At 63.1% G+C, this 18,058-nt stretch carries 17 protein-coding genes; 15 read left to right on the top strand and 2 right to left on the bottom strand.

The features are described from left to right. Window positions 1-31 precede the first annotated feature (31 nt). From AAHS21_RS30665 to AAHS21_RS30650, 4 genes are all read left to right on the top strand, one after another. Complete coding sequence (locus AAHS21_RS30665) at window positions 32-850, top strand: enoyl-CoA hydratase/isomerase family protein (protein ID WP_342931135.1); 819 nt, start codon at window positions 32-34, stop codon at window positions 848-850. 50 nt (window positions 851-900) lie between these two features. Beyond that, window positions 901-1,659: an SDR family oxidoreductase gene (locus AAHS21_RS30660; RefSeq protein WP_342931134.1), complete on the top strand. Its 759-nt coding sequence runs from the start codon at window positions 901-903 to the stop codon at window positions 1,657-1,659. A gap of 17 nt (window positions 1,660-1,676) precedes the next feature. Continuing rightward, entirely contained in the window at window positions 1,677-3,638 is a 1,962-nt protein-coding gene (locus AAHS21_RS30655; protein ID WP_342931133.1) for an FAD-dependent oxidoreductase, read from the top strand. A gap of 92 nt (window positions 3,639-3,730) precedes the next feature. Continuing rightward, window positions 3,731-4,975: a cytochrome P450 gene (locus tag AAHS21_RS30650; RefSeq protein WP_342931132.1), complete on the top strand. Its 1,245-nt coding sequence runs from the start codon at window positions 3,731-3,733 to the stop codon at window positions 4,973-4,975. A 369-nt stretch (window positions 4,976-5,344) separates the two neighbouring features. Here AAHS21_RS30650 and AAHS21_RS30645 read toward each other — a convergent pair whose 3' ends face one another. Beyond that, on the bottom strand, window positions 5,345-5,620 hold the full coding sequence (locus tag AAHS21_RS30645; protein WP_342931131.1) for a hypothetical protein: 276 nt from the start codon (window positions 5,618-5,620) through the stop codon (window positions 5,345-5,347). On the opposite strand from AAHS21_RS30645, the gene AAHS21_RS30640 reads away from it, so the two are divergent. Then, window positions 5,593-5,943 (top strand): acyl-CoA dehydrogenase family protein, encoded by a 351-nt coding sequence (locus AAHS21_RS30640; protein ID WP_342931150.1) that lies wholly within the window; start codon window positions 5,593-5,595, stop codon window positions 5,941-5,943. The genes AAHS21_RS30645 and AAHS21_RS30640 overlap by 28 nt on opposite strands. On the opposite strand, the gene AAHS21_RS30635 is transcribed toward AAHS21_RS30640, so the two are convergent. After that, entirely contained in the window at window positions 5,843-6,568 is a 726-nt protein-coding gene (locus AAHS21_RS30635; RefSeq protein ID WP_342931130.1) for a hypothetical protein, read from the bottom strand. The two genes, AAHS21_RS30640 and AAHS21_RS30635, sit on opposite strands and share 101 nt — an antisense overlap. Window positions 6,569-7,137: 569 nt before the next feature. On the opposite strand from AAHS21_RS30635, the gene AAHS21_RS30630 reads away from it, so the two are divergent. The 10 genes from AAHS21_RS30630 (at window position 7,138) to AAHS21_RS30585 (ending at window position 17,827) form a co-directional block, all read left to right on the top strand. Further along, complete coding sequence (locus AAHS21_RS30630; protein WP_342931149.1) at window positions 7,138-7,848, top strand: ABC transporter permease; 711 nt, start codon at window positions 7,138-7,140, stop codon at window positions 7,846-7,848. Continuing rightward, window positions 7,845-8,699 carry an ABC transporter permease gene (locus AAHS21_RS30625; RefSeq protein ID WP_342931129.1) on the top strand — a complete coding sequence of 285 codons (855 nt, stop codon included), beginning with the start codon at window positions 7,845-7,847 and terminating at the stop codon, window positions 8,697-8,699. Before AAHS21_RS30630 ends, AAHS21_RS30625 begins: the two co-directional genes overlap by 4 nt. Window positions 8,700-8,704: 5 nt before the next feature. Continuing rightward, window positions 8,705-10,090 carry an MCE family protein gene (locus AAHS21_RS30620; RefSeq protein WP_342931128.1) on the top strand — a complete coding sequence of 462 codons (1,386 nt, stop codon included), beginning with the start codon at window positions 8,705-8,707 and terminating at the stop codon, window positions 10,088-10,090. Between the two features lie 28 nt (window positions 10,091-10,118). Continuing rightward, window positions 10,119-11,147, top strand: a complete 1,029-nt coding sequence (locus tag AAHS21_RS30615) for an MCE family protein (RefSeq protein ID WP_342931127.1) — start codon at window positions 10,119-10,121, stop codon at window positions 11,145-11,147. Further along, window positions 11,144-12,487, top strand: coding sequence for an MCE family protein (locus tag AAHS21_RS30610; protein WP_342931126.1), 1,344 nt, complete (start codon window positions 11,144-11,146; stop codon window positions 12,485-12,487). The genes AAHS21_RS30615 and AAHS21_RS30610 overlap by 4 nt, the downstream gene beginning before the upstream one ends. Continuing rightward, complete coding sequence (locus AAHS21_RS30605) at window positions 12,484-13,878, top strand: virulence factor Mce family protein (protein ID WP_342931125.1); 1,395 nt, start codon at window positions 12,484-12,486, stop codon at window positions 13,876-13,878. The genes AAHS21_RS30610 and AAHS21_RS30605 overlap by 4 nt, the downstream gene beginning before the upstream one ends. Then, window positions 13,875-15,014 (top strand): MCE family protein, encoded by a 1,140-nt coding sequence (locus tag AAHS21_RS30600; protein WP_342931124.1) that lies wholly within the window; start codon window positions 13,875-13,877, stop codon window positions 15,012-15,014. Before AAHS21_RS30605 ends, AAHS21_RS30600 begins: the two co-directional genes overlap by 4 nt. Before the next feature lies 1 nt (window position 15,015). Beyond that, on the top strand, window positions 15,016-16,482 hold the full coding sequence (locus AAHS21_RS30595) for an MlaD family protein (protein ID WP_342931123.1): 1,467 nt from the start codon (window positions 15,016-15,018) through the stop codon (window positions 16,480-16,482). Between the two features lie 65 nt (window positions 16,483-16,547). Continuing rightward, complete coding sequence (locus AAHS21_RS30590; RefSeq protein WP_342931122.1) at window positions 16,548-17,117, top strand: mammalian cell entry protein; 570 nt, start codon at window positions 16,548-16,550, stop codon at window positions 17,115-17,117. After that, on the top strand, window positions 17,114-17,827 hold the full coding sequence (locus AAHS21_RS30585; protein ID WP_342931121.1) for a hypothetical protein: 714 nt from the start codon (window positions 17,114-17,116) through the stop codon (window positions 17,825-17,827). The genes AAHS21_RS30590 and AAHS21_RS30585 overlap by 4 nt, the downstream gene beginning before the upstream one ends. Window positions 17,828-18,058 lie beyond the last annotated feature (231 nt).

The following is an 18,058-nucleotide window of genomic DNA, read 5'->3' as shown; positions in this document are numbered from 1 at the left end:
AAAAATAATATGGGCTTCGACGGATAACATCGTGCGGTTCGTACCGCAGCGATCCGCGAATACGGGCAAATTGGAGGATTGCGTCGCAGTGGCGGTCTTGAGGTTCGATGACTATTCACAGCGTTATCGCCATGTCGCAATGACACGCGACGATCTAGGTGTGCTGCAGCTGAGGCTCCATACCGACGGCGGACCGCTGATCTGGGGCGAAGGTCCGCATACCGAGCTTCCCTACTGCTTCGCTGACGTCGCTTCGGATCGGGAGAACCGCGTTGTTGTGCTGACCGGGACGGGGCAAGACTTTATCGCCAGAATCGACGACAGCTGGGCTGGTCCCATGACGCCTGAGAAGTGGGACCTCATGTTCCACCACGGCAATCGACTGCTGCGCAATCTGCTCGACATCGAGGTGCCGGTGATCGGCGCGATTCAGGGCAAAGCACTTCTGCACGCTGAACTCGCAGTGCTCTCGGACGTCGTACTGGCTTCAGCGGACGCGGTGATCGGGGACCCCATCCATTTCAAAAACGGCATCGTTTCCGGCGACGGCGTCCACATCATCTGGCCGATGCTGCTCGGGCCGAACCGCGGCCGCTACTTCCTGCTCACCGGTGAGCGTCTTAGCGCCCAGCAAGCTCACCAACTCGACGTTGTCGGGGAGGTCGTGCCCCGGGAGCAGTTGCTGACTCGCGCCCACGAAATCGCGCGCAACCTAGCGGCCAAGCCCGACCTGGTGCTCCGCTACACCCGACATGCAATCACCCATCGGATTAAGCAAGCACTTGCCGAGGGGCTGTCCTTGGGCCTAGCACTGGAAGGTCTGGGAGCGCAGTCGGACTGGCCGGGCTAACCGAATGCCACTCGGCGAAAGGGCGGATCGACGATGATGGGCATCGCTTAATGGGGCAGCTTGACGGCACGGTCGCGCTGATCACCGGCGCGGCCCGTGGCATGGGGGCTGCTCACGCCCGCGCCTTCGCAGCCGAAGGCGCCCGCGTGGTCCTTGCAGACATCCGCGATACTCAGGGTTCCACCGTTGCCGCAGAGCTCGGGAGTGCGGGTCGTTATGTGCATCTCGATGTCACCGACCGTGATCATTGGCGCGACGCTGTCGCAGTCGCTGAAGACTGCTTCGGATCTGTGACTGTGCTGGTAAACAATGCCGCACTCCTGCGCACGGGCAACATCGTGGACTACAAGGCAGAGCTGTTCCGGTCTGACCTTGAGGTCAATCTGATCGGCGCATTCAACGGCATCCAGGCTACGGCGCCGGCGATGAAGCGCGCGGGGGGTGGATCCATCGTCAACGTGGGCTCGGTGGCAGCCATGACAGGATTCCCGAGACTGCCCGGCTACACAGCTTCAAAGTGGGCGCTGCGCGGGCTGACGAAGAACGCGGCGCTAGATCTTGGGCCCCACGGAATTCGGGTCAACGCCGTACATCCCGGCGTGGTCCGCACACCGATGACCGCCGGTCACAAAGAGGATCAGACACAAGTCGCGCTGCACCGCGCTGCAGACGACGTCGAGATCAGCGCGCTGGTGGTGTTCCTGGCAAGCCCGCAGTCCGGTTACATCACCGGCGCGGACCTGGTGATCGATGGCGGCGAGACCGCAGGTCGTGCGCTGCCGCCAATGTCAACCACGCCAACCGTCTGAACGACCCGGAGCCCACAATGACCGAGCCGGCCGCCGACATCGCGGCGCTGTTTGAGCCAATCCGAATCGGGACCATGCAGTTGCGCAACCGGGTGATGCTCCCGCCGCACGCCCGGCTTATCGGCAATCCCTTCGGAACGACCAAGGAAGCCCACCGATTCGTCACCTACTTCCAACGTCGCGCCCACGATGGGGCAGCCTGGATTGGCGGTCTGAACTGCTACATCGACAAACCACTCATTCCCGGCTTCGAACCCGGCGGGATCGGGGCGCGACGGGGCGACTTCCGACTGCCAGTCTTCCGGGAACGCGCCGCCCAATACGCTGAGGCCATCCACGCGGCGGGCGCCTACGCCACCGCCCAGCTCACCGTGCAAGGTGGTGCCCCGTTCGCCCCATCGCCGATGCTGGCCACCTACGCCTCCAACGTCGTTCCGCACGTTCTGGGCCACGACGAGATCAAGTTCCTCATCTCGGAATACGCGTTCTCGGCGCGCGAGTGCCAGGTGTCCGGACTCGATGGAGTCGAGTTGCACGCGAATCACGGTGACCTGCTGCAACTGTTCCTCTCGCCGGCGACCAATCTGCGCGCGGATGCCTACGGCGGTGACCCTGCGCGGCGCCTTCGACTCATCACCGACGTTTTGCAGGCCATCCGCGACGACGTCGGGACGGACTTCACCGTCGGTGTTCGCTTATCTCTCGACGAGATGTTCGAGGGAGGCTATGACCTCCGCGGCGGCGCCGAGATCGCAGCAACCCTCGGAGCTACCGGTCTGGTGGACTACCTCAGCTTCGTTGTCGGCAACAACTGGGGGGCACCAAGTTATCTCCAGACCCACCACTACCGACCAGCGCAGTGGGCTGATGCCGCAGGCCACATTCGCCAGATGGTGACCCTACCCGTTGTCTACGCCGGCCGGATCAGTGATCCGCAGACCGCGGCGGCCGTCATTAGAGCCGGCCACGCCGACGTGGTGGGTATCGCCCGCGCAATGCTGGCCGAGGACCAGTTCGTGTCCAAGGCCGCCGCAGGAAACCTGGGCGGGATTCGACCCTGCATCGGGACCAATGACTGCATTCACAGGGTCACCGTGGAGGGATTGCGATTCGGGTGTTCAGTCAACCCCGGAGCCGGGCGCGAAACAGAACCCGAGCCCGCTCCGGCCGGCAAGCCGCAGTCGGTACTCGTCGCCGGCGGTGGGCCCGCCGGGCTGGAACTGGCCGCACTACTGGCGGCGAAGGGTCATTCCGTGAGTCTCTGGGAGCGTGAAGCTGAACTCGGAGGTCAGGTCCGCACAGCCGCCCGTGCCGCCGAGAACCAATCGTCATACCCGCAATATCTCGACTTCCAGCGGCGCCAGCTCGAACGGCTCAACGTGACAGTCCAGACCGGATACACCGCCACTTCCGAGCGCGTCCTGGCCGCGGGCTTCACGGTCGTCGCTGTGGCGACGGGAGCGATGCCGCGGCGGCCCGCCGTGCCCGGCATCGACTTGCCGCACATCATTGAGGGGCGCGACGTTTTGGACGGCAAGGTCGACGTCGGCATCCGAGTGGTCGTCATCGCGATGGAAGACCACATGCAGCCGCTGACCATCGCCGGCTTTCTTGCAGATCTTGGCAAACAGGTTCGACTTATTTATGCCTCGCCGTCGATTGCTCCGCTGGTCGGCCCATATTCGATCGGCGCGCCGCTTGCCAAACTTTCGCGTGCGGGTGCGGAGATTACGGTCTGCCAACGGCTGGTTTCCGTCGAAACCGATCGTTTGATGCTGCGGAACATCTATTCGGGCGCGTCCAGTACGGTCTGCGACTTCGACTCGGTGGTGCTGGCCTGTGGTGGTATCTCCGACGCGGGGCTCTATGACGATCTCGCCGGCCGCGTACCCTCGCTCCACGTACTTGGCGACGCGTACGCGCCCCGCCGGATCTCCTTTGCCACCCGTCAGGCCTTCGAACTCGCCCGCAAGATCTAGCTTTTCCGCCTAATTCTGCTTAGATTCATGGTAAAATTAGACGTGCGCCGCCCCAGGCGGCACGGGAGTTCCCTCGCCCAAAGGAGTCAGCGATGACCAGTTCCACCGAGCGAACCGCCGCCGCGTCTCGCATCGAACCGAGCCAGTTCCACATCCTGGATCCGGAGTTGGTGGCCGACTTCTGGCCCAAGGTCAATGATCTCCGCGAACGTTGCCCGGTGGGCTGGAGTGATCAACCGTGGAGCGATTCGGACTCCGGATACTGGTTCATCAACGATTACGCCGACGTCATGGCCGCGGCGACCAACTGGCGGGCATTTTCCAGTGCCCAGGGCGCATCGCCGGTCCAGTTCAATCTCGACGTCTTGCGCATGATCCCTCTCGAAACCGACCCCCCATTGCACCGAGACATCCGCAAGGTGCTGAGTCCGTTCTTTACCCCGGACGCACTACGGGCACGAGAAGACGAAATCAAGAACATCGTCACCGGACTCATCGATCGATGCCTGACGATCGCCGCGGCGGGCGACGGCACAGTCGACTTCATCGCCGAGTTCACCCAGCGTCTGCCTCCGCTGGTGTTCTTTGTCGGGTTCCTCGGTCAAAAAGAAAATGAGCTCGATTGGATCATCCAGACTCTGCAAGAGCTCATTTCTGCGCCGGAACGAGCACTGGAATTGGCGCCGCGACTACTGATGTGGGATGCCGAACTGCTCGAAAAGCGGCGCCAGGAAGGTCGCCGGGACGACGTGCCCGGTGTGATCGCCCATCTCGGCCTCGACGGGTCAGATGGGCTCGAACTCGACGAGCGGCAGCGAGTGGAAACCCTCAACCTCATGATCATGGCGGGTATGGAAACCACGATGGGTGGTATTGCCAGCATCGCGCTCAGCATCGCCCAGCAACCTGAAGTGAGACAAACGCTCATCAATGGCGGCGAGCAACTGTTGGAGCGCGCGGCGGACGAGTTTTTGCGTCTTGAAGCGCCGGTCACCGCAGCGGGCCGTACCCTGACGAAGGATGTCGAGATGAGTGGCTGCCCGATGCATGCAGGCGATCGGATCGTGATCAACTGGGCCGCCGCCAACCGTGACCCCGCGCACTTCCCGCACCCTGACCGCCTCGACTTCCAGCGCGCCAATGCCGCCTCCCACGTGGCTTTCGGCGCGGGTATCCACCGCTGCCTGGGCAACCACCTTGCCCGACGCGAAGTGAAAGCGATGATTCGGGCGATCTGCGCCCTGAGCGTGTTTGAACTACCCGCCGATTTCAAGCCCACGTACCGCGTTTCAATCGCCCGCGGTCCGGTGAGCCTACCAGTGCGCATCGCGCGTTAGCCCCGGCGGCGTCACCGACTTCACTCGGCGGCGACTCGTGTTTGTATCGGCGATATTTGCCCTCACCACGCCGCGGTTTGGGACCCCGCCACCTGCCTCGCAGCACCTTGGCGGTCGATCTCCGCGGCGCGAAGTAGGCCGGGTCGGTCGCGGCGAAGTACACCCGTGACGGCCCCGACGGTCATTGAGTTGGCGTCCTCGCGGTAAGAGGCCACCGAGCGGGTGCCGGCGGGTTGGGCGTCGCCGAGCACCGATCCGGTTTCGCTCGGCCGCACACGGTGGTAGGGGAGGCAGGCGGCGTAAGCCACCACACCGGTCGCGGCGCTCTTTCGCTGGACCGCAAAACGACAGAATCGAATCTAATTCGGGTTAGAGTTCGATCGAACGTGCGGGCTGGACGAGTGCGGAGAAGAACTGACGGCCAATGCCGTGATCATCGAGGAGCTGGCCAAGTTCGGGCTCCATCACCGGTGAGATCATCGGCGCGGTCGCGATGAGTGAGCCCGGGGCCGACAGCGAGTAGCCGGGCAGCCGGCGGGCCTGCTGCTCCTGGTTGGCCAGCGTTTTCAGGTACGGAGCGACGATGTCGTTTTGCAAACTCAGCGCCGGGGTGACGGCTGGCCGGCATCCGAACCACGGCGACACGCGATGGCGATGACTGGATATTCAACGGCTCCAAGACTTTCATCTCCGCCGGGGTCAACTCCGACCTGGTGATCGTGGTGGCCCGCGCCGATCCCGACGCGGGTCACCAAGGGTTCTTATTGCTGCTTATTGAGCGCGGCATGGTTTGTGTGGGGGACATGCTTGTGGATTGCGCTTGGCGCCCGGTCTGGCGAAAGGCGCTCGGGTCACGCGGTGCGCCGGTCATCCTGGGGGCGGTAACGCTCCTAACAGATTGGCGCTATCGATCGGTCTCGGCTGGGCTCGACGGTCGAGCGCTTGTGTACCGATGGCGTGCAGGGTGACCACGACCGTGACGACGATCCAGGCGAAGAAAGCGACCAGAGACAGCCACCACGACAACAGACCGTTCCAGGCGAGCGGGCCGTCCTTAAAGAACACGTCCAAGCTTGCCGGGCAGTACAGCAGTGCTGTCCAGAGACAGAAGTAGCCGTACCATCGCGGATACACGGGCTGGGTCCGCTGATCAGAGAGCACAGCGACAGCGATGACGAGGTTTTGAACGAAGATGGCGTAGATGATTCCGGTGAAGGGAAGCCAGCCCATGTCGTTGAGTGTCTGGATCGCCTCTTGCGATCGGTTGGGCCGGTATGCCGCCACTTGGAAGTAGTAAAGCGCCGGGAAGAACGCGACAGGAAGCGTGCAGCCGATGCCGAGTTGGGCGTAGGTGAGCGGTGTGTGCTCGCCTTCGATCCGCTTGAGCTGCGCCGAGATCGCGGCAGTGAAGGGAACGAAGAACACCAGCGCGTACATGCTGAGGATCATTCCGGCGCGGATGGCGTTGGCGTTGTCGCGGTAGAACGACGCGACATCCGCTGCCGTTCGGGTCGGAGCCGGGGGCGGTATGTACCGGGCGATTATCCCGAAGCCGAGGAAGAACAAAACGGCGAATAGAACACCGCTCCACACGCACAAACGATGTGACCAGGTATTATGCACGCAACCCTTCCGCTATCCAACTCATTTGGCGCAAATATTCTAGTTAGAATTTGAACTGGATAGCAAGAGTTCGGGAGCTACTACCTTGACCGGCACGCCCAGCCACGTGCCGCAAGGAAGCGCGCAGCGCTTGTCGCGGTCCATCCGCCGGGGAGGCGCGGGGGCGCATGTCGACCGGGCCGGCGGGTTTACCAGCCACCGTTCGCGCACCTGACGCTGCATCGAAACCCATCTCGATTACTCCTAAGAATCAAACAGCAGCAAGGACAATCACAGCTAGTATGAGCTAGATTATTGCCATCTGTGTCTGCCAAGTCTAATTTAGATTCGGATGGACGGTGGATACTTCCGCTGCTGCGCTGACGATGCCGTCAAGGAAGGAACACGCCATGGTTGGGGCGCGAAGCGATGGAGCTATCTTGTCCCGTGCGGACTCCGAACCCGGCGATCGGCCACCCGCTGGCCGCACGGAGGGAGCCAGGAGCCGGTACAGCACGGTCGTGACCAAACCGCTCCGCGCCTTCGGTGGCTTCTTCGGGATGTCGCTGGACACCTTGGTTTCAATCCCGACAAAACCGTTCGCGTGGCGTGAGTTCTTGTTGCAGTCATGGTTTGTGGCGCGAGTATCGGTGCTACCGACGGTGTTGTTGGCAATTCCGTTCACGGTGCTGCTGACCTTCACTTTCAACACGTTGTTGGTCGAGTTGGGCGCGGCGGACTTGTCGGGCACGGGCACGGCCTTAGGCGTCGTCACACAGCTCGGCCCAGTGGTGACGGTGTTGGTGGTGGCCGGAGCGGGCGCGACGGCAATGTGCGCCGATCTGGGGGCGCGGACAATCCGCGAGGAACTCGACGCACTGAAGGTGATGGGTGTCAACCCGATTCAGGCGCTGGTGGTACCGCGGGTGGTGGCGGCCACCGTCGTCGCAGTACTGCTGTCCTCGGTGGTCATTCTTGTCGGCCTGGTGGGCAGCTTTGGCTTCGCTGTATTCGTCCAGCATGTAACCCCGGGCGCCTTTGTGGCAGGTCTTACGTTGCTGACCGGGCCCGCTGATGTGTTGATCTCCGTGGTCAAGGCGGCATTGTTCGGCCTCAGCGCCGGGCTCATCGCCTGCTACAAAGGCATTTCGGTCGACGGCGGCCCGGCAGGCGTGGGGAATGCGGTCAACGAAACCGTGGTGTTCACGTTTATGGCACTGTTCGCGATCAACATCATCGCGACGGCGGTCGGCGTGCAGGGAACATCATGACCGCCAGTGTCCCCAGCAAGCCGTACCCGAGGCTTCACCGCAAGGCAGCGGGATGGGTCGACGGTTTGACCAAGATCGGCGCCCAGGCGCAGTTCTTTGCCAAAACCATCGGCGCGATCCCTACCGCGTTTGCTAATTACAAGACCGAATTGGTGCGCCTGATCGCGACCATGAGCCTGGGCGCGGGAGCACTGGCGATCATCGGGGGCACCGTCGTCATAGTCGGGTTCTTGACATTGTCCACCGGCGCGCTGATCGCGGTGCAGGGCTACACCCAGTTCTCCAACATCGGTGTGGAGGCCCTGACCGGCTTCGCGTCAGCCTACTTCAACGTGCGGCTGATCGCGCCATCGGTCGCCGCCATCGGCTTGGCTGCCACCATCGGCGCCGGGGCCACAGCGCAACTAGGCACGATGCGGATCAACGAAGAGATCGACGCACTGGAAGTGATCGGCATCCGATCGATCGCCTACCTGGCCTCGACCCGGGTGGTGGCCGGGGTGATCGTTGTGATTCCGCTGTACTGCGTGGCAATGCTCATGTCGTTTCTGGCCGCCCGGTTCGGCACGACCTTCATCTATGGCCAGTCGACCGGTGTGTACGACCACTACTTCAACACATTCCTGAACCCCACCGACATGGTCTGGTCGTTCGCTCAGGTGGTCACCATGGGGATCGTCATCATGCTGGTGCACACCTACTACGGCTTCACCGCCTCCGGAGGGCCCGCCGGAGTGGGGGAGGCGGTGGGGCGTGCGGTGCGCGCGTCGCTGATCTCCGCGGTGTTCGTCAACCTGCTCTTGACGCTGGCCATTTATGGACAGTCCGGCCACTTTCACCTGTCCGGGTAGCGGGTATGCCAGGCAAAAGAAGGGAAGGGCGAATCCATCCGCTGTGGTGGGCGGGGATCCTGTTCGCGGTCGTCATTGCCATCGTCGTGGTTTGCCTGGGCCTATTCATGGGATCGTTCAACACCTATATTCCAGTCACCTTGGCCTCAGACCGCGCCGGTTTGGTAATGGAATCCGGCGCGAAGGTCAAGCTGCGCGGCGTCGAGGTCGGGCGCGTCGCGGACATCAAAGCCGGCGCTGAGGCGGTCCGTTTGAAGTTGGAGATTTTTCCCGACCAGGTCCGATACATCCCGGCCAATGTCGAAGCCGAGATTCGGGCCACCACAGCCTTCGGAGCGAAGTATGTCGACCTGATTTATCCCGATAATCCCAGCCCCAAGCGCCTGGTAGCAGGCCAGGTCCTGCGGTCACGCAACGTCAGCACGGAAGTGAATACCGTGTTTGAAAACCTTGTTGGAGTGCTGCAACAGATCGACGTCGCCAAGCTCAATGCCACCTTGACCGCCTTGGCCGACGGAGTGCGCGGCCAAGGACCGCGCATCGGTGAAGCAACCACCGCCGCCAACCAAGTCCTGCTGGCGCTCAACCCGCGAATGGACACTGTGGCCCAGGACTGGCGCTCGTTCAAAGGATTTAACGACGCCTACAGCGCTGCCGCCCAAGACATCTTGGCCACCCTGAACGCCGCCAGCACCACCAGCGCCACCATCACCGCCCATTCCAAGGATCTGGATGCGTTGCTGCTCAATACCATCGGGTTCTCCACCAGCGCCACCAACCTGCTGGGCCCGAACAAGGACAACCTGGTGCAGGGCATCAACGGGTTGGCACCGACGACGGACCTGCTGCTCACGTACAACCCGGAATACACCTGCACGCTGCAGGGGGCGAAGTTCTTTCTCGATCACGGGGGCTATGAGCAGATCGGCGGCAACGGAAAGTCGATCATTTTGGACACCGCCCTCCTACTGGGCGACGACCCATACCGCTACCCAGACAACTTGCCGATCGTGGCGGCCAAGGGCGGTCCGGGCGGTAAGCCCGGGTGCGGGTCACTGCCGGATGTCAGGAAAAACTTCCCGGTGCGCAAGCTCATCACCAATACCGGCTACGGGACCGGGCTGGACTGGCGCCCCAACCCGGGTATCGGGCACCCATGGTGGATCGATTACTTCCCCGTGACCCGGGCGGTGCCCGAGCCGCCCAGCGTCCGCGGGCTGAAGCCCCCGGCGATTGGACCGGTGCCCTATCCGGGCGCCCCACCCTACGGCGCGCCACTGTATGGGCCCGGCGGCGTGCCGTTGTACCCGGGTGTGCCGCCCGCACCGCAACCTGGACCACCGCCCGCACCGCAACCTGAATCGCCACCACCGGCGGCACCGTCACCGTGACCCAATCATGTAATGGGGGAAGGCATCCGTGAAAGACAACCTGGCCGGTGCCGCCTGGCGGTTCGCCATCTTCACAGTGGTGTGCTTAGTCGGCACCTTCGCCGTGGTGGCGGTCTTCTCGCAGTTGCGACTTCAGCCCGAAACCACCTACCGGGCCGAATTCGTCAACGTAACCGGCTTAAAGACCGGCGACTTGGTGAGGATCGGCGGGGTGGAGGTCGGCAAGGTCAAAACGATCTCCATCACCAAGAAGGCAACCGTGGTGGTGGAATTCTCCGCCGACGACTCGGTGGTGCTCACTCAAGGCACCCGAGGAGCGATTCGCTGGGCCGACCCCATCGGCGGCCGCTATCTGGCCTTAGAGCAGGGCGCGGGCGGGGTCGGGCGCCTCAACGCCGGCGAGACCATTCCGGTCGACCGGACACAACCCGCACTGGATCTCGACACCCTGCTGGGTGGTTTCCGCCCGTTGTTCCGCGCTTTGGACCCCAACCAAGTCAACGCATTATCGGCTCAGCTGATCGAGGTCTTCCAGGGCGAGGGTGCCACGATAAGCTCGTTTCTCGATCAAGCGGCCACGTTGACGAACACCCTGGCCGACCGTGACGCCCTGATAGGGCAAGTGATCGGCAACCTCAATGCCGTGCTGGGCTCACTGGGCGACCAAAGCGGCCAGTTCGGCAAGGCAGTCGATTCACTGTCGGAGCTGGTGGAGCGCCTCGCGGCACGCCGCACCGACATCAGCAACGCGGTGGCCTACACCAACGCGGCGACTGGAACTGTCGCCGACCTATTCCAGCGGGCCCGACCACCATTTCAGAACACCGTTCGGCAGACAGACCGGACGGCCGGGATCGTGGTCGCTGATCACGCCTACTTCGATGATCTGCTCAACACGCTACCCGACTCTTACAAGGCGCTGAGCAGATTAGGCCTCGCCGGCGATTTCTTCAGCTTCTACCTATGCGATCTGTTGCTGAAGGTGAACGGCAAAGGCGGCCAACCGGTTTTCGTCAAGTTGGTCGAGCAGACGGGTGGACGGTGCACTCCGAAATGAAGCCTTTTTCCGAACGCAACCAGATAATCCTCGGCGCGACCGGGTTAGCGCTGATCATCGGGGTCGTGCTGCTGGCCTTCCAGTACCAAAAGCTGCCATTCGTCAATTCGATGAGAAGCTACTCGGCGTACTTCGCTGAAGCTGGCGGACTCAAACCGGGTGCCCCGGTTCACGTTTTGGGCTTAATGCAAGGAAAGGTGTCCAGCGTCGAGCTGGACGGTGCGCGCGTGCTGGTCAAATTTGACGTCGACAAGGGCGTGCAGCTAGGCGATCGGACCGAGGCGTCCATCAAGACCAAAAACCTTCTGGGCGCCAAGTTCCTCGAGATCACTCCCCGCGGCGATGGCCAGCTATCGGAGACCATCCCCACTAAGCGCACAACCCCGTCCTACCAGCTGCCCGACGCCCTCGGTGATCTTTCGGCCACCATCAGCGGTCTGAACACCACACAGGTCTCAGACGCGCTGGGCACGCTGGCGCGCACGTTTCAAGACACCCCCCCGGACTTGAAAATCGCCGTGGCCGGGGTGGCGCGGTTCTCCCAAACCCTCGACGATCGTGACGCCCAGCTGCGAACCCTGTTGGCCAACGCCAACAAAGCGACCACCGTGCTGGCCCAGCGCAGCGATCAGCTGGTCAACCTCGTCGCCAACATCAACGCGCTGCTCGCGCAGCTACGGACCCAGAGCAGCGCGCTGGAACAGATTTCGCGCAACCTATCGGGCTTCGCTCATCAGCTGTCGGGCTTCATCGCCGACAACCGCGCCCAGTTGCGCCCCGCGCTGGACAAGCTCAACGGCGTACTGACGATCGTCGACAACCGCAAAGAGCGGGTGCAGCAGTCGATCAAGTACCTCAACCAATACGCGCTGTCGCTGGGCGAATCGGTGGCCTCGGGTCCGTTCTTTAAGGCCTACGTCGCCAACCTGCTTCCCGGGCAGTTCGTGCAGCCCTTCGTTGACGCCGCGTTCTCTGATCTCGGACTAGACCCCCACGTGTTGCTGCCATCCCAGCGCACCGACCCGCCGACAGGTCAGCCTGCAACCCCGCCGCTGCCGATGCCCTACCCGCGCACCGGTCAAGGGGGCGAACCACGTCTCAATCTCCCTGATGCGATCACCGGCAACCCCGGCGATCCCCGCTACCCCTACCGCGAGCCGCCACCCGCTCCGCCGCCGGGCGGTCCGCCGCCCGGGCCGCCTGCCCCAGCGCCCCCGGGGATGGCCTCCATACCCCTACCTACCCCGAACCCCCTCTACCGGCCGGCACCCGGGGAGGTGCCGCCCTCGGGTAGCGCTCCTGCCCCCGGCCCCACCGCGCCCGGCGAGGCGGGACAATGATCACTGCGCGTGTGTCCAGAGTCGCCTTGGCGATCGTGTTCACGATGTGTCTTGTCGCGGGAGTCGTGGTGGCGCTGCAGATCCCCGCCACCAGCGGCAAGATCCGCATCGTCGGCTACTTCGACAACAGCAACGGTTTGTACGGTGGCGATGAGGTGCGGATCCTCGGGGTACCAGTCGGCAAGGTCGACGCGATCGAACCTCAGCCCGAACGAGTCAAGATCACATTCTGGGTCGACAGCAGATACAAAGTCCCCGCCGACGCCACCGCGGCCATCCTGTCCCCGCAGCTGGTCACCTCGCGAGCCATCCAGCTCACACCTGCCTACACCGGTGGCCCGGCGATGGCCAGTGGCGCGGTCATTCCGCAGAACCGTACCGCCGTACCGGTGGAATGGGATGACCTGCGTGCGCAGCTGCAAAAGCTCACCGCCGCGCTGCAGCCCACCCAGCCCGGCGGCGTCAGCACCCTGGGAGCGTTCATCAACACCGCAGCGGACAACTTGCGCGGCCAGGGCGCCAATATCCGCGCCACCCTGATCAAGATGTCGCAGGCCTTCTCCGTTTTGGGTGATCACAGCGGCGACATTTTCATGACCGTCAAGAATCTCTCGGTCCTGGTCTCGGCGCTGCAGGACAGCGCGACTGTGCTACGGCAGTTGAACCGGAACTTGGCGGCGGTGACTGCGCTGCTGGCCGACGATCCCGACCAGGTCGGTCGAGCGCTCAGCAACCTCGACACGGCGGTCGCCGACGTGCAAAGCTTCGTGGCCGACAACCGCGAGGCCCTTGGTACCACCTCCGACAAACTGTCATCGGTCTCCAAGGCGGTCGTCGACAGCCTCGACGACATCAAGCAGACGTTGCACATCGCCCCGACCGCGTTCCAGAATTTCCAAAACATCTACCAGCCGACGCAGATGGCGCTCACCGGTGCGCTGGCGTTCCAAAACTTCGCGGACCCGATCACGTTCCTGTGCGGCGCAATTCAGGCCGCCTCGCGGCTCAACAGCGAGCAGTCGGCCAAACTGTGTGTGCAGTATTTGGCGCCCATCATCAAGAACCGCCAGTACAACTTTCCGCCGTTGGGCGAAAACCTCTTTGTCGGCGAATCGGCCCGCCCCAACGAGGTCACCTACAGCGAAGACTGGATGCGTCCGGATTACGTCCCGCCGCAGCCGCAGCCGCAGCCGCCGCCGCCGCCACCGGCCGCCGCCGGTGCACCGTTGCTGTCCGACGCGCCGCCCGCGCCAGGTGGAGCATCCACCACGCCGGGCGGGCCCCCGGAGCAGCTCCCCGCCGGCGTCTCGCCAGTGACGAAATCGCCTCTGCCCACGGATCCATCTGCGGGCCTGACCGGCATGATGGTGCCCCCAGGTGGTGGCCGATGAGGCGCAGCGGTCTGCGATACCTTGCTCTGGGTGTGCTGGTGACGGTGATGGTCGCCGGATTGTCCGCATGCCAGTGGCGGGGCCTGAATTCACTACCACTGCCTGGCACCGAGGGCGGCGGCCCCGGCGCCTACGAGGTGAGGGCGCAGTTGCCCGATGTCGGTTACATGGAACAGAACGCCCGCGTGCGTGTCGGTGACGCGACGGTCGGCAACGTCACCAAAATCGAGCGCCAGGGTTGGCATGCGCTGGTCACGATGAAACTCAACGGCGATGTGGACCTGCCGGCTAACGCCACCGCCAAGGTCGGTCAGACCAGCCTGCTGGGCTCACTGCACGTCGAATTGGCGGCCCCTAACGGTGTCGCACCGAAGGGCAAACTGCACAACGGTTCGCTGATCCCGTTAACCAACGGGGGGGCCTTTCCGTCGACCGAACAGACCCTGGCGGCATTGTCGCTGCTTCTCAATGGCGGCGGCCTCGGCCAGATCCAGGACATCACCGCGGCGTTCAGCACCGCATTTGGCGGCCGCGAGCAGGATCTTAAGAGCCTGATCACCCAGCTCGACCAGTTCATCACCAAGCTCAACGAACAAACCAGCGACATCATCGCCGCCACCGACAGCCTCAACAACTTTGTCGGCCAACTCGCCGCCCAAAAACCCGTGATCGACAAGGCATTACGCACGATTCCCGACGCGCTTTCCGTACTCAAGGACCAGCGCAACAAATTGGCCGACGCGCTCGACACCTTCGGGAAATTCAGCGCGCTGACCGCCGACGCCGTCAACCAGACCAAGGACAACCTGGTCAAGGAACTCCACGACCTGGGACCGGTACTCGAGTCGCTGGCCAATGCCGGACCCGCCCTGACCCGCTCGCTGAGCTGGCTGGCCACCTACCCGTGGCCGAAGGAGACGCTCACCAACTGGGTCCGCGGTGACTACGGCAACCTCACCGCCATCATCGACCTCACCTTGAGCCGAATCGACAACTCGCTGTTCACCGGCACCCGCTGGGAGGGCAACCTCACAGAGCTGGAGCTGCAGTGGGGCCGCACCATCGGCCAGATGCCCAGCCCTTACACCGCGGGAAACCCTCTAGTCGTTCCCTACCAACGCAATCAGGGGCCCTAACATGCGACTGCATCGACGTACCGTCATCCAGCTGACCATCTTTGTGCTGGTCAGCCTCGTCGCGGGCGCCGTGATGTTCTTTGGCTACTTCAAGGCGCCGGTCACCTGGTTCGGTGTCGGGCACTACCGGGTGATCGTGCAGCTGCCGCGAGCAGGTGGGCTGTACAAGACCGGCAACGTCACCTACCGCGGCACCGAGGTCGGGCGCGTAGAAGATGTTCGACTAACCGACACCGCCGTCGAGGCCGTGCTGTCTCTGCGCTCTGACGTGCAAATCCCCTCGGACGTGCAAGCCCAGGTGCACAGCGTTTCGGCGGTCGGTGAGCAGTACGTCGCGCTGATTCCGCGCACCGCCAGCTCGCCGCCGCTGAAAAACGGCGACGTAATACCGGTCAGCAACAGCCAAGTGCCACCCGACATCAACACGTTGCTCGACGCTGCCAACCGGGGTTTGCAGGCCATCCCTCGCGAGAACCTGAAGACCGTGATCGACGAAAGCTACACGGCTGTTGGGGGATTGGGCCCTGAAATCTCGCGGCTGGTTAACGGCTCCACTCAGCTGGCGATCGACGCCCGCGCGAACCTGGACCCGCTCACCACGCTGATCGACCAGTCCCAACCCGTACTGGACTCGCAAAGCCAGACATCTGGTGCCATCAGCGCGTGGGCGGCACACCTCGCAACCATCACCGGGCAGCTACAAAACCAGGACACCTCGGTTGCCGGATTGCTCGCAAAGGGCGCCCCGGCGGCCGAACAGGCCCGACAACTCATCGACCGGCTCCAACCCACCCTGCCCCTTTTGCTGGCCAACCTGGTGAGCGTCAACGCTGTCGCAATCGCCTATCAGCCGGCCATCGAACAGTTACTGGTATTACTGCCGGCAGAGACCGCCGAATTCCAGGGCATGGCCGTTCCGAACATGGACACCAAGCAGCCTTACAGGGGTCTGTACCTGGACTTCAACCTCAATCTGAATCTGCCGGCACCATGCACCACCGGGTATTTGCCCGCCCAGCAGATGCGCGTACCCACTTTCGAAGATGCGCCGGATCGCCCCGCCGACGACCTTTACTGCCGCATACCGCAGGACTCCCCGCTCACCACCGTCCGCGGCGCGCGGAACTACCCGTGCCTGACCGTCCCCGGCAAACGCGCCCCCACAGTCAAAATGTGCGAAAGCGACGAGCAATATGTGCCGCTCAACGATGGCAACAACTGGAAAGGCGATCCGAACGCCACCCTGTCCGGCCAAGACATCCCCCAACACCCGCCGCCAACCCCGCCGGCATCGAGCAGCCCACCCGAGCAGACCCCGCCCCCCGCAATCGCGGCTGTGCAATACGACCCGACGACTGGCACCTACATAGGACCCGACGGACACGTCTACACCCAAACCGACCTCGCCCATGCAGGCCCGAAGGAGCGCACATGGCAATCGATGTTGATGCCACCGACGGGCAACTAAGCCCATCGGACCTTGACGATCAGCGAGCTGAGGATCCGCGCTTGTCGCCCCGAGCGGGCGCCCAGATGTCCGGCGTCGGCTCAGCCGAGTCCCCGCTTGCAGCCACCGACCGTGAGATGCCCACCAGTGAGGGCAATCCGGGCGATCGGCAAGCGCCAGCGCTCCGCGCGGCCATGGTCAGTGCACTGATGATCGTCGTGATGCTGGCAGGACTCATCGGCTGGCTGGGCTTTCGTGTGTACCAATCGCATGAGTCCGGACACCAGCGCGCGCTGTTCATTCAGGTCGCCCGGCAAGGGGCAGTGAACCTGACGACCATTGACTTCGCCCACGCCGACGCCGACGTTCAGCGGATCCTTCAATCCGCAACCGGGACCTTCTACGACGACTTCTCCAAGCGGTCGAAGCCGTTCGTGGAGGTCGTCAAACAGGCACAATCACGCTCGGAAGGCACAGTTACCGAGGCTGGCCTGGAATCTGAACAGGCAGACAGCGCACAAGTACTCGTAGCGGTGGCGGTGAAGACCTCCATTGGTGGTGCGCAACAACAAGAACCGCGATTGTGGCGGATGCGCATCGCAGTGCAAAAGGTCGACAACGGCGCCAAAGTGTCCAACATCGAGTTCGTGCCATGACCAGACCGAAGTCCGCAACCGACAGCACAAAAAACCTGATCAACGTCGAAGATCAAGCGGTGGCAGCCATGCCCGTCCAAACCAAGGTTCAAACGAAACCCTTGCCTGTCGAAGCGCCCGACGACATATCGGAAGCTAGCGAATCTGACGACATCGCTGATACAGCTGACCAGGATCTGGCGCACGACAGCGCGTCGGAACCCGAAGCGGCACACAGCAAGCCCAACAGCCGGTGGAAATGGATTGCAGCCCGAGGGGTACTGCCCGGACTCGCACTGCTACTGGCCCTGGTCGCCGGATATCTGAAGTTTCAGGATGCGTCGATGCGCGACTCGCAAACTGCTCGCAGCCAATCGGTACAAGCCGCCATTGAAAGCACCACCACGATGCTGTCCTACCGGCCCGACAACGTGGACAAGGCCCTCGTCACGGCGCAAGATCGGATGACCGGAAAGTTCAAAGAGTCATACGCAGCTTTGATCCACGACGTTGTGATACCCGGGGCCAAGCAGAAGCAGATCTCCGCAGCGGCCACCGTCCCCGCAGCTGCATCGGTATCGGCCAGTGAACAGCACGCCGTTGTGGTCGTTTTCGTCAATCAAACCATCAATATCGGCAACGATCCGCCCAGCAGCACCGCATCGAGTGTTCGGGTGACACTCGAGAAGATCAATGGTCGTTGGCTGATCGCCCAATTCGAGCCGATCTGAGCCAGAGCGGACGACAGTAGTGCGGTTCAAGCGGTCGCCAGCCGGCCTTGTTATGACCACAGCGGGCTTACTTGGCGTTGCGCTGGTGTCGGGCCAACCATGCGCGCGAAGCAACGCCGGGTTGCGTCCACCAAGATGGTGTATGAGTCGGGCCGTGAGTTGAGGACCGGCGTGTCGTAGCCGGATAGATGAGGGTCATCGCGTGATTCTTCGAGAGACCGTCCAAAGTCA

The organism is Mycobacterium sp. 050272 (assembly GCF_039023525.1).
Lineage (GTDB): Bacteria > Actinomycetota > Actinomycetes > Mycobacteriales > Mycobacteriaceae > Mycobacterium.
Note: the sequence above shows the minus strand (reverse complement) of the source record. Positions and strands in the feature narration are given on the sequence as shown.

Excerpts from the sequence above, each read along its gene's own strand:
- AAHS21_RS30660 (WP_342931134.1), top strand. The coding sequence starts at position 901 with ATGGGGCAGCTTGACGGCACGGTCGCGCTGATCACCGGCGCGGCCCGT.
- AAHS21_RS30585 (WP_342931121.1), top strand. The coding sequence starts at position 17,114 with ATGACCAGACCGAAGTCCGCAACCGACAGCACAAAAAACCTGATCAAC.
- AAHS21_RS30590 (WP_342931122.1), top strand. The coding sequence starts at position 16,548 with ATGTCCGGCGTCGGCTCAGCCGAGTCCCCGCTTGCAGCCACCGACCGT.
- AAHS21_RS30650 (WP_342931132.1), top strand. The coding sequence starts at position 3,731 with ATGACCAGTTCCACCGAGCGAACCGCCGCCGCGTCTCGCATCGAACCG.
- AAHS21_RS30625 (WP_342931129.1), top strand. The coding sequence starts at position 7,845 with ATGACCGCCAGTGTCCCCAGCAAGCCGTACCCGAGGCTTCACCGCAAG.
- AAHS21_RS30620 (WP_342931128.1), top strand. The coding sequence starts at position 8,705 with ATGCCAGGCAAAAGAAGGGAAGGGCGAATCCATCCGCTGTGGTGGGCG.
- AAHS21_RS30655 (WP_342931133.1), top strand. The coding sequence starts at position 1,677 with ATGACCGAGCCGGCCGCCGACATCGCGGCGCTGTTTGAGCCAATCCGA.
- AAHS21_RS30595 (WP_342931123.1), top strand. The coding sequence starts at position 15,016 with ATGCGACTGCATCGACGTACCGTCATCCAGCTGACCATCTTTGTGCTG.
- AAHS21_RS30610 (WP_342931126.1), top strand. The coding sequence starts at position 11,144 with ATGAAGCCTTTTTCCGAACGCAACCAGATAATCCTCGGCGCGACCGGG.
- AAHS21_RS30630 (WP_342931149.1), top strand. The coding sequence starts at position 7,138 with ATGTCGCTGGACACCTTGGTTTCAATCCCGACAAAACCGTTCGCGTGG.
- AAHS21_RS30600 (WP_342931124.1), top strand. The coding sequence starts at position 13,875 with ATGAGGCGCAGCGGTCTGCGATACCTTGCTCTGGGTGTGCTGGTGACG.
- AAHS21_RS30605 (WP_342931125.1), top strand. The coding sequence starts at position 12,484 with ATGATCACTGCGCGTGTGTCCAGAGTCGCCTTGGCGATCGTGTTCACG.